The 9,738-nt window shown below is 47.6% G+C and carries 6 protein-coding genes; all 6 read right to left on the reverse strand.

The features are described from left to right. Positions 1–201: 201 nt before the first annotated feature. The 6 genes from M0Q40_11895 to M0Q40_11920 all read right to left on the reverse strand — a co-directional run bounded on the left by M0Q40_11895 (position 202) and on the right by M0Q40_11920 (position 9,582). Positions 202–1,683, reverse strand: a complete 1,482-nt coding sequence (locus tag M0Q40_11895; GenBank protein MCK9223296.1) for a hypothetical protein — start codon at positions 1,681–1,683, stop codon at positions 202–204. A gap of 654 nt (positions 1,684–2,337) precedes the next feature. Further along, positions 2,338–4,377, reverse strand: a complete 2,040-nt coding sequence (locus M0Q40_11900) for a discoidin domain-containing protein (protein ID MCK9223297.1) — start codon at positions 4,375–4,377, stop codon at positions 2,338–2,340. A 386-nt stretch (positions 4,378–4,763) separates the two neighbouring features. Beyond that, positions 4,764–6,032 carry a sugar ABC transporter substrate-binding protein gene (locus M0Q40_11905; GenBank protein MCK9223298.1) on the reverse strand — a complete coding sequence of 423 codons (1,269 nt, stop codon included), beginning with the start codon at positions 6,030–6,032 and terminating at the stop codon, positions 4,764–4,766. 22 nt (positions 6,033–6,054) lie between these two features. Next, entirely contained in the window at positions 6,055–7,320 is a 1,266-nt protein-coding gene (locus M0Q40_11910; GenBank protein ID MCK9223299.1) for a sugar ABC transporter substrate-binding protein, read from the reverse strand. 87 nt (positions 7,321–7,407) lie between these two features. Continuing rightward, positions 7,408–8,157 (reverse strand): hypothetical protein, encoded by a 750-nt coding sequence (locus M0Q40_11915; GenBank protein ID MCK9223300.1) that lies wholly within the window; start codon positions 8,155–8,157, stop codon positions 7,408–7,410. A gap of 81 nt (positions 8,158–8,238) precedes the next feature. Continuing rightward, positions 8,239–9,582: a glycoside hydrolase family 127 protein gene (locus tag M0Q40_11920; protein MCK9223301.1), complete on the reverse strand. Its 1,344-nt coding sequence runs from the start codon at positions 9,580–9,582 to the stop codon at positions 8,239–8,241. Positions 9,583–9,738: the final 156 nt, after the last annotated feature.

Raw genomic sequence — 9,738 nt, forward strand, 5'->3', positions numbered from 1 at the left:
TCAATCACCTGTTGCTTGAAATCATCTGAGTAACGCTTTCTTGTCACGGTTAATCACTCCCACTAAAGTAATCTTAGCACAAACATAGCTTATGTCCAAATCCTTTAGGGGGCTAGATAGGTATGTGTTTCCGCTCCATCTTACATTTTTACACACCATTACCGGTGGCAAGGAGGGCCCTGAGGCCCTCACCGCCATGACCTAAAGATACTCTCTGCCAACAATGGACAGTCCTTTGTAGCGAAACTGCCCTCTATGATTAGCTGGTACTCGCAGTTGCAGGTATACATAATCTTGGTGCTGCACCACCTCATGAGGGATGTCTATCTTGATCGATTCGCCCTTTGTCTCACCGGTCCAAACAGTAATGTAGTATCTACCCGTGGTAGAGAGCCTTACATCCACATATCCTTCACCGAACAGCTCAATAGAGACCTCGGCGTAAGAACTGACGGGTAAACGATAAACTGCATATGTACCCTCATCGATGACTCTTATGTTTTCAGTAGGGACAGTGCCATTGTCCTCATGCAGATAGTCTGTGGGGTTCAACACAGACTTCTCAGTGTTAACAGTGATGAACTTGACTGGAATGAAGAACGACTCGTTAAGGCCTTCCCCACTGACTGTCAAGTCAATGGATTTGGTCCACTTGTTTAGGCACACCCAACCGCCATAGTACGAGTTTCCGTCCCAACCCACGGACCATCTTTCTTTTTTAGGCATCCGGATCAGTTCATCACGGTAGTATGCATCCTCTTCAAAAGCAACAACGTTTTCACCGGTTCTGGCGATCACCTGAACATTCTCGACATGCTGACCGTTGTTGCGCACCCTAACCGGCAAGAAGACCTCTCGATCATGCTTGTCGGTGACTATTCTAATGCTGCTAAATAGAGGTTCGACTAGGATTCCTTCTCGATTGGGGACCAACTGGCCAAACCGTTCAGCTACTTTCAGATAACGTTCTGTGGGTTGTTGCTGGTGTGTCCATGCATTGACTGTTCTTTGCATGGTCATTCCTGGCCAACCCAGCGGGCCATCGCGACGATGCTCCATAGCCTGTGCGTCATTCATGAAGGGCTCGAAGAGCCCAGGTTCTTGTCTGAGCATTTCCCCAAGAAACGTATCCAAGTAGTCAGCATGGGGAAACCCTTGCAATGGAATTGCAATATCAACGATCTGGTCCGTATTATGAAATAGCATCTCATAGGTATGCTGGGCTTCATGTTCGAAGACCATGGTAATACCTGGTGAAGTCTTAGTAAAACTTGAGACCGAAAGGGACATGTATGGAGTTGTATCAGGACCGAGCAATGCACCACCACCGTACATTTGCTCCGCATCGACGACATTCTTCCAAGCCCAAAGAGACCATACCATGTCGTATTGACTAGGACTGATGTTCGCTCTTTCTAGGTTCCGCCACGTATCTTTAGCTGACATCCAAAACAGGTCCTTGTCGTATTCCTGAATGTCACTTCTGGACAAGAGGGAGTCTACGAGCACAAGATGGTACTCCTGACACATCTTCTCACCGGCAGCTTGATCAATCCAATCGCGATACTCGATTAGCTTCTCGATTACCAAGTGCTCTTGGTTTCTGTCAAACCTCTCAGTAAATGTGTTTGTGAATATAGGAATCATAATATCAAGTTTGAGGCGTCTACTTTGTGACTGCAACCATCCCTCATCCTTTCACAGTCAATTCGTAATTTATATAGCCATCGATTAGTTGTCTCTAATTGGACATCTGCTCCTGTTGCGCGCTTCCTCCTCTACAATTTGGTATCGCTTTTGCCTAACCGGTCTCGAGAAGAGTGCGTATTGGTGCTCAACCCAGCGACTAGTTTAACTCTGAAGCTATCAAGTACAAACGAAGGTTACTTCGGTCTATAATATCTACTTCTGTATATTCCCATTATCATCTAGTTTCCGAAAGTTCTCTAACCTTCCGGTAACAAGATTGCGATATGTTTGGTTAGAAGCACTCACCAATTGGCGCAGCGATCGTGTAGTGCAGAATCGAATTATGGGAAACGAATGATCCTTTATGTACCTGATTTGAGTATAACATGCGGGTTCTTGCTCAACTTGTAGAAATGTTGCAGATCTGATCCTAAGCCTTATCTGTTGGTGATGTGTTTATGTACCACCTGCGTCTGACTATTGAAATCCTACTTGTGTTTGCTGAAGTCACACAATGTGCAAAACCGTTGGCTTTGGTGCAATCAGGGCTCCTTCAGAAGAAGCCCTGATCACGGGTTAGCCTTCCAGGAGGAAGATGCATCATAAGAAGTGAGTAGCAATCGTTTAGCCAATCGTGCTAGCAAGCGTTCACTCTTGTATATACGTCCTTGAAACAACGGCAATATCGGTTACTCTTGAAGTTGTTTCAGCACTTGCAGGACGTTTATGACTTTGCGGCAACCTTAGACGTACATACACGTAATCCTGATCCTTGACTAATTCAGGGCGTATACCAACCACAACTGGTTCTCGTCCTAGTTCACCCGTCCATGTAGAAAGATAATATTTGCCTGTGGCTGATACTCCAACATCAAGCCATCCGCTCCCTACGACTTCTATGTAGCTTGTATCGTAGTTGCTCATAGGAACCCGATAGGTAAGTGACGATCCCTCAGAGATAATCCTTGTGCTCTCCCCCTCTGATAGTAGATCACCTTCGTAGAAATGATCGGTGTCATTCAGTACTACTTTATCTTCTTCCACAAAAACGTATCTGACAGGGACTGTGAACTCTTCATTAATGTCGTTTCCGGATACTTTTATTTCAACGACGGTGGTATCCTGATCCAAGGTCACCCATGTACCGTAATATGCATGCCCATCCCATCCGATAGACCATCTTTCCTGTCTGGGCATACGGTTATCCGGGCAGCGCCAGTAGGCGTCTTTTTCTAGGATGTAAACCCGGTTGCCCACCGTAGCCGTTACCTGTGCGCTTTCAACATGAAACCCCTTCTCCCGTACTCGCACTGGCAGAAATACTTCCCGTTGGGGGCCTCGGTCAGTTACGATGAAGATACTCGCAAACAGTGGTTGCACTACAAGCTCATCCCGAGCTGGTACTAACTCACCATAATCATCTGCTACGTTGAGATACCTTTCTCGGGGCTGTTGCCGATGAGTCCAGGCATTGACCGTTCTTTGCATAGTCATGCCCGGCCATTCTCGCGGCCCATCTCTTCGGTATTGAATCGCCTCTGCATCACTCATAAACGGTTCGAATAGACCTGGCTCCCGTCTGAGCATCTCTTCTATGAATGTATCCAGAAAATCAGCATGGGGAAAACCTCTCAGAGGCAAAGTGGTGTCCACTACTTGTCCAGTATGGTGGAATAGCGATTCAAAGGTGTGCTGGGCCTCATGTTCTAAAACCATACTAAAATACGATGTTGATTCTGTTAGTTGCGAAACGGAAAAGGACATAAAGGGTGTATTAGCAGGACCGTCCTGCGCGGCGCCACCGTACATCTGCTGTGCGTTCGGGAGGTTCTTCCATGCCCACAGGGACCAAACAAGGTCGTAATCACTCGGGTTTATGCGACCCAATGCCAAGTTGCTCCACACGTCGGTGGGAGATAACCAGAAGCGGTTTTGTTCACGTTCACTGATTTCGCTTCTACTGAGATTGACATCTACCAAAGCTAAGTGAAAGTCTTCGGTCAAGTTATGACCGATTACCTGTTCCACCCAATCCCGATAGTCAACTAGTCGTTCAATGACCAAGTACTCTTGTTCCTGGTCAAAGACCCACGTAAATGTATCTGTGTAGATCGGGATCAGTACGTCAAGCTTGAGCCGCTCTCCCTCCGATGGGAGCCATGCTTCCCCATTTCCTGAGCCAATACCCACATGCTGCAAAAAGGGTTCCTGAATCCGAATCCCTGGGATGGTTATTTCTCTAATTGACAGTATATTTCCACGCACCGGTGGCCCGAACTCAATCCGAAGGTGACCTCCCTGACACGGGGCAAACCCAAAGCTTTCTGTTACGCTCGTCGTCGGTCCAGCAAAAACGGAGGTCCATTGGGTACCGTCGTCGGAGACACTAATCGATATTTCCTGAGCACGGACATTATCCGAGGACCAGTCTATCTTTACTTGCGAGAAATCAAGAACCATGGGGAACTCGATCTTAATCCATTGTCCTGCGGACAATGAGCTACCGACCCACCGAGTTTCGAGGAACCCATCAATGGCCAGTCCCGGGTAGAAGCTGGCGGTCTGGCTGGATCCGGTTACTATAATATCTTCAGGTGAGATACATATCTGTTCCGATGCTAGGCTAACACTGTGCAATACCAGAGTAACAAGGAAAATCAATGCAATGATAAACCCCTCGTTCCTCATTTCAAACCCTCCAATAACATAAATGCTCCTTACAATCGACAATAATCCTAACGGTTCATTGATTGTTTCACTTGATAAACACTAAGATTCAACTTCCTTTGCTTCTCCGTGACCTGTCTCCACTCTTGTGTCCCAAGCACACTGGCGTTAACGCCATGACACAGCACCATGCAACGCCAATACATCTGCAAGACGACTATCCTAAAATGCCGAAGGCTGATCTGCAATCATTGTCGTCTGTCATTAGACAATGTGAGTCTAGTGCACTATCCCTATCAGGGGAGTTCGGGTCCCCAAGTAATAAGGCTGCTTCCTGCATCATGAAGCCGAAGGATGTCCGTGGATGCAGGAAGCAGTCCCTTTAGCTCGAGGCGGTCAGATTGTCTCTACTTTTGCCTATCCAGAATCGCTTGTGCTGCCTGTACGGCAGCATTGAGTGCTGTCTGTGCAGCTCGGTCACCGTTAAAAACTGTGTCTAGCTCTCGTTGCAAAATAGGTTCAATGGTATTGCTCCAGATTGGATTTCGCAAAAAGTAATGAACGTTGTTTGCGTGCTGGCTTGATTGCAGAAAGGGAAGCTTAAGATCGTCGTTCCAGAAGCCGAATTCATCGGCTACCTCAGGTATGCAAGGTAATGCCCAACCAATTCTAGCGACTTCACTATGACCAATTGGACCGCAGAGATATTCAAGCAACTTGACAGCCTCGTCAGGATACTTGGTTAGGGAGCATACCACCCATCCTGAGCTGTGTATTACCGTTTGCAGTTCCTTTCCTGCTTGGCGCGGCGGCAAGACGGCGCCGAAGCGAAGGTTCGGGTTTTGCTCCGGATACATGGCCAATGCCCAATGTCCCGCATCTACCATTGCGATGTGACCGGTGGCAAAACCAGCCCCCTGGGGTAATGCTCCTGAGAACGGTACAACCATGTCCTTGGTTCTCAAATCCGCTAACCATTGGTAGGCATCTATTGTATCTTGGCTATTCGCAAAGCCGTCAACTTGTCGACCATCTTCCGAGATAAGCTGTCCCCCGCCTGACCAGATATACCCAGAGTGACCATAGATCCCTGTATCGAAACTGAAACCGTAGTAGCTTTTCTCTGGATCAGTTAGTTTTTTGGCGATAGAGCGAAACTCCTCCCAGGTCCAGTCCGACTCAGGATAAAGAACTCCCCCTTCGTCGAAGCGATCCATGTTGTATAAAATAGCCCGGGGGGAGAAACTATGGGGTAAGCCATAGGTAACTCCATTTACCAGACCACTATATGGTCGTACCTGAGGAAAGTACATGTCTGGCGAAAGAATATCACTTTTTTCCAAAAACGGAGTCAGATCCTCCAGAAATCCTTCCTGGACGATCATAGGATAGTCCCACCAGAGGAAGACGTCGGGGGCGGTTCCTGAGACAAGATCAACAATAATCCTGCTGAAATAGTCTCCTGTTCCGAACTGGATCTCTACGTTAATATTCGGGTGATCTTCCATGAACCGCTCCACAATCTTGGGAACTGGGTTAGTCGCTCCGGGGCCGTCCCAGTGAGCAAGATGCAATGTAATCTGCCCTGTGTTCTCCTCAGCACTGACCGCTCCAAAAACTAACATAATGATGAGCATGAAGCCGACAACCAGCTTAGGATAATTACTTAATATCATGTGCACTTCAACGCCTTTCGACTTACTCTTTATTGTAGTAATCAAGCAGATCCTGCAATTGCCGTGCCGCACTGGTTAGGGCAGTATGTCCGGCAGACCTTCCTTCAAATACTTCGTCTAGCGCATTCTGAACTACCGATTGATAGTAAAGGTGCCACAGCGGAGTTCGTAGGAAATAGTGGGGAGTCATTGCGTACTGGGCTGCCTCAAGACATGCGCCCTGTTCCTCGCTTAGCCATAATTGGAAATCCGTTGCTACACTAGGAATGGTTGGTAGAGCCCATTCTTGACGAACCATTTCTGCCTGCCCAATAGGTCCGGCGAGATACTCCAGGACTGTGAGGGCTTCATCCTTGTGTTTACAGGCACCATTGAGAACCCAACCAGAGCTATGCAATACTGTTTGTAGCTGCTTTCCTTCCGGATGAGGTGGCAAAGCCGACGCTAGTCTCAACGCTGGATTAGCTTGTTTTGATACAGATATATCCCAAGACCCGGTATCGATCATGGCAATATTGCCGAAAGCAAATCCCTGACCAGCCGATAGCGATCCTGGGGGAGGCATTACCCCATCGTCGAGTTTCAAGCTCGCCAGCCATTCCACTGCTTCAATGGTCTCTGGACTATCACAATACCCCAACGCTTGGTCCGCCTCAAGATTCATGAAGCTTCCCCCGTTGGACCATGTGTACGTACCAATATTGTAGACACCATGATAGAAATCAAATCCGTATGTTTGCTTTTCTGGGGCTGTGAGCTTTCGGGCAATGCCTCTAAACTCGTCCCATGTCCAACTACCATCTGGATAGGCTACTCCGAATTCGTCGAAGTTGTCCTTGTTATAGAGTATGACCCGGGACGTAAAGCTGTGGGGCAGAGCGTATATACCGTCTTTGTACTTACCACCATATAGCAGTACCCCTGGGAAGAATATGTCCTCAGAAAGGACTTCGCTCTTTTCCAGATAGGGAGTCAAATCTTCGGCAAATCCTTCCTCAATCAACCCAGGAAAGTCCCACCACAGAAATATATCAGGGGCTTGCCCGGTGACTAGTCCCATGATCAACTTATCGAAATGGTCCTCATGGTACTCGAATTCGACTTTGATATTTGGATGATCCTCCATTAATCTTTGTAGAATGTTCCATACGGGGCATAGGTCCCGAGGTCCCCAATTGGCTACTCTAATAGTGACTTTTTCAGCAAAGGCTTTCGGTTCAACCGTCGTGAGCACCGAGATGACAATTGCTATCAGGAGGAGCAACACCTTTTTGTTATTTCGTAGCAATTTCTTTTCCTCCTCTCGTGCTGTGTAGATATCTCATGGCTATGTTGCCTTCCAGCTCATATGCGTCCTCATACCTACAGAGCATAATTACTTAACCAGCTTCAAGGTACCCATATTCCAAAACTCCTCATGATGCTGCTCCAGTCTAGCCCCCCAGAAATACTGAGATGTTATGGGATAGGTAAGTAGAATATCCACCTCATAGGCCAAAATGCGGAAGGGTATTTCCCTGGATTCATAGGGCTCATCGAGGAAGGCAAGTTCCTTCCAAGGAATCACAACCTCGAAGACATAGCCACCATCGGTAAAGATAACCTCCACCTTGCTGCCGGGTATCTGCTCATGACCGGATCTACCCATATAGTCATCTTTAGCCCGTACCTCCTTACTGCCAGGAGGGATTTGACCATCGGGGTTTATGCGAAAGTGGGCCCAGATATGCCCGTCCATCCATGCTGGGTCACCTGGACTAGTGACTCCTAGGGCATCGAAATATAATCCGAAATAGTCACAGTTCCAAAACTCTGTCCAGGATACATCATTGTCTTGGATTACACCACAGAAGTACAGAAAATCCTCATTCCAGGCTGAATACAAGGTGCCAGAAAATTCCGATGGCTTCCGCTCTGATAGTTCCCGCCCCTCATAGGCATACCAGTCTGGATTATCTCCTGATATCCTGTTGGGGTATTCCAACGTCCATTCGCTCACGTCACCATCAACTACGATATCATTACGGTAGACACTGTACATTACAGCACCATTGGCGGCTACAACAATGCTCAACGAAAAACACAACACGATCGTTCCAGTTAGCAGTAAAAGAAATCTCTTCATTTGATTCATCCTTTCTTTACTCAAATATGTTCTTTTTCGCGATTAGGCTCAATCAGTCCTTGGTCGACATCTGTGCCGGTATCATTTGCCAAATTCGTTTATCCATACACGCATTTCCCCTGGTTGACGATTATCCCAGGCAAAATACGGAATTGCCTTAATAGAAATGGGTGTTGTGGTCGGTGGTCGGTCCTTGTATAGAACCCCTTGCCAATCCTCGTCTACTAACATGAGTGCATCACCTTGAATCTGGACTATGTGTCCTAGCGTCTCATCATCAACATGTGAAGCTTGAAGCTGGCTCTCTTTAGGCAAAATGATTCTGTCCAATGCAACCGGGTGATCGACTCCTTCTAGACAATACACGAGGGGTCCGCGTTCCAGAGCGACTTTGCCAACGTTATCCAGTACATTAGGGTTCGAGTACACTCGTTCCACAGGCATGCTGAGGTTTAGCTCTATGACGTCCCCTGGTTGCCATGTGCGAATCAGCTTGATGTATCCCTTATCTAGGGACAAATCGTCGATTGTTCTTCCGTTGATCTGCAGGTCATATTGACCGCACCAACCGGGTAGCCGGAGATTAATGCCAAAAGCTTCCGTTGTTTCAGGATGTACCTCAATTTGCACCGTTCCTTCCCAAGGATAATTGGTATGCTGACGCAGGATGACCTTTTGCGTCCTCAAATCGATGTTGCCGGTTCCCGCTATGTACAGGTTAACGTAAGCTTCCCCAGGCGCTTGGGCATAGATCAGCTGACCGACAGACGCGATAAACCGGGCCATATTGGTAGGACAGCAGGCACAAGCAAACCATTCGTGGCGATGACGATCACCCGAGCTGGCCAAGGGGTTAACATAGAAAAAGTCTCGCCCATCCATCGAAACGCCACTCAGAAGACCGTTATACAAGGTTCGTTCGATTACATCCATGAAGCGTCCATCGGCGAACAGGTTGAACAAACGATGATTCCAATAGATACTGCCAACAGACGCACAGGTTTCCGCGTAGGCGGCAGCATTCGGTAGCTTGTATTCAGGACCAAATCCTTCGATTTCACCGCGCGCCCCGAGCCCGCCGGTAATATACATTTTCCGATGATAGACGTCATCCCATAGTCTCAAACAAGCTTCAATCAGACTCCTATCGTCTAACTCAACGCCAAGGTCAACCATCGCGGAGTACATATACATAGCCCGGACCGCATGCCCTACCGCTGTTTCCTGTTCTCTTACCGGCAGGTGGTCTTGAAAATCACTGCTATCAAAGGTGCCCGTTCTGAGGAAATAGTGCTGATTCAGTCTGGTGTCTTCCGCTGGTAAGTCCGCAAGTTCTGTTTCAAAGATCGAGGGCTTCTGGCCCCGCCGGTCGATGAAATACTGGGCCAGTTTCAAGTATTTGTCCTCATTGGTTGTTCGGTACAACTTGACTAATACTACAGCGCAAGTTAATACTGAACAACACGGTTTTTTAGTTGTATAATTGCCACTGAGGGTGTGTGGCAACGGTGGTTCCTGTATAATTAATCATGAATGATAACCGAATGGATGTGAACCACCGTATGAAAGAAGGCCTGGAGA

The organism is Limnochordia bacterium (genome assembly GCA_023230925.1).
In the GTDB taxonomy this organism is placed as follows: Bacteria; Bacillota; Limnochordia; order DUMW01; family DUMW01; genus JALNWK01.